At 67.8% G+C, this 1,822-nt stretch carries 2 protein-coding genes; both read right to left on the bottom strand.

Translation table 11 applies throughout. The features are described 5' to 3' along the window. Positions 1-156: 156 nt before the first annotated feature. Positions 157-609, bottom strand: a complete 453-nt coding sequence (locus tag ABZ453_RS51165; protein WP_359026937.1) for a GNAT family N-acetyltransferase — start codon at positions 607-609, stop codon at positions 157-159. Between the two features lie 81 nt (positions 610-690). Further along, positions 691-1,557, bottom strand: coding sequence for a GNAT family N-acetyltransferase (locus tag ABZ453_RS51160; RefSeq protein WP_359026935.1), 867 nt, complete (start codon positions 1,555-1,557; stop codon positions 691-693). Between the last annotated feature and the right edge of the window lie 265 nt (positions 1,558-1,822).

Raw genomic sequence — 1,822 nt, 5'->3', positions numbered from 1 at the left:
CACCGTAACGAGGTGTGGCCTCGTGGGCGGGGTGGGTCGCCCCCGCCGGGTGGGGGGGGTTCGGTTGAACAACTGAGCCCCCGGGGGGCGTCCTGTTTCACGTGAAACAGGACGCCCGCGGGTGCTTCGCTCAGCCGGAGCTGAGGCCCGCCTGGTTCAGAGCTGGAGCTTGAAGCCCACATGTGAGGCGGTGAAGCCGAGCCGCTCGTAGAAGCGGTGAGCGTCGGGTCGAGTCCTGTCGGAGGTCAGCTGGACCAACTGGCAGCCCTGCCGCCGGGATTCCTCGATCGCCCACTCGATGAGCCGCGTTCCCAGACCACTGCCTCGTTCATCGGCATGGACACGGACGGCTTCGATGATCGACCGGACGGAACCCCGACGCGACAGGCCGGGAATGATCGTGAGCTGAAGGGTGCCGATCACCCGGCCCTCGCGAACGGCGACGACCAGGTGCTGGTTCGGATCGGCCGCCAGGCGCTGCCACGCCGTCAGATAGGGGGCCAGGTCGTCCGGAGTCTCGCGCTGGGCGCCGAGGGGGTCGTCGGCGAGCATCGCGACGATCACCGGCACATCGGCGGCTGTCGCGGCCCGTATCTCAAGATCTCCCATGACTGGCACCCTACGTGGGCCGTCCAGGCATGTGGACAGCCAGGGATGCGGTCGTCCAGGCATGGAAGCAGCCTGGGACGCTCAGCCCGCCGCCACGGTGACCGGTGCGAAGCGCCGCGTCCAGTCGCCGGGCAGGTCCGGGACTCCGTAGGTCATGACCGAGTTGAAGGCGACGGATGCGAGCCCCCGTTCCTTCGCCCAGGCCAGCAGTTCCTCATGGCGTACGTCGATGTCGGTGCGCAGGGGCCGGTCGGTGTGGGCGGCGAGGGAGGCGAGGAGCGCCTTCGCCGTCTCGGTGTCCCGGGCGATCAGCGGACCGATGACATGGGTGTCCATGTTGGGCCAGACAGCCGCGTAGCCGACGATCCGACCATCCTCCTCGGCGACGCACAGCCGGTCGGCGAAGGCGGGCAGCCTGGTCACGATGTGAGTGCGATCGGCTCCGAACACCTCTTCGTCGAGCCGGAGGATGCCGCTGAGGTCCTCGGCGGTTGCTGCCCGTGTCGCGCCCTGGGGAGCCGGCCCACCGGGGGTGAAGTGTCCGCGCAGCATCTCGGCCCGGCCGGTGACCTTGAAGCCGAGTTCCTCATAGAGCGGCCGGCCGTACGGAGTCGCGTGCAGCGTCAGCGGGGTGCTGCCCATCTCCGAGACAACGTGCCGCATCAGGCGGCGCCCAATACCCTTGCGGGCGTGCCGTTCGGCGACCAGCACCATGCCGATGGCCGCGAGATCGGGGCGGTCCCGCAGTCCGTACTCGGTGACGACACAGGCGCTGACCAGACCGCCCTCCGGGTCGTCGATGCCGTATCCCTTCCCCGCCGTGAGAAGGAAGCTCCATTTGTGCTCCTCGCGTGGCCACCCCCGATCCTCGGACAGGTCCGCGCAGGCGCCCAGATCGCGCAAGCTCAGACGGCGGATGGAAAGGTCGGCGAGAGAAGGAGTCGGCACGCAGGTCAGGCTGTCCGACGGGTGGACTTGCCGTCCACCTCTTTCCGGTGAGAAACAAGGGCTTTTAGCCATGTCATGGGCAAACGCACAGCCTGTTGCCGTCGCCCGGTGTTTCACGTGAAACGCCGGCCAATGGCAGCCGGGCAGGCGCCGGTCGTGTCCCTTGACGTGCAACACCGTTGCCTTTAGCCCAAGTTGGTGTTGTCAAGCCCACCTTCCTTGATCATCTCGAAGTGGAGGGCGTACGGCTGGGCTGTCCTTGGGT

It is taken from the genome of Streptomyces sp. NPDC005799 (genome assembly GCF_040630525.1).
Lineage (GTDB): Bacteria > Actinomycetota > Actinomycetes > Streptomycetales > Streptomycetaceae > Streptomyces > Streptomyces griseorubiginosus_B.
This window is presented reverse-complemented; position numbering and strand designations above follow the sequence as displayed.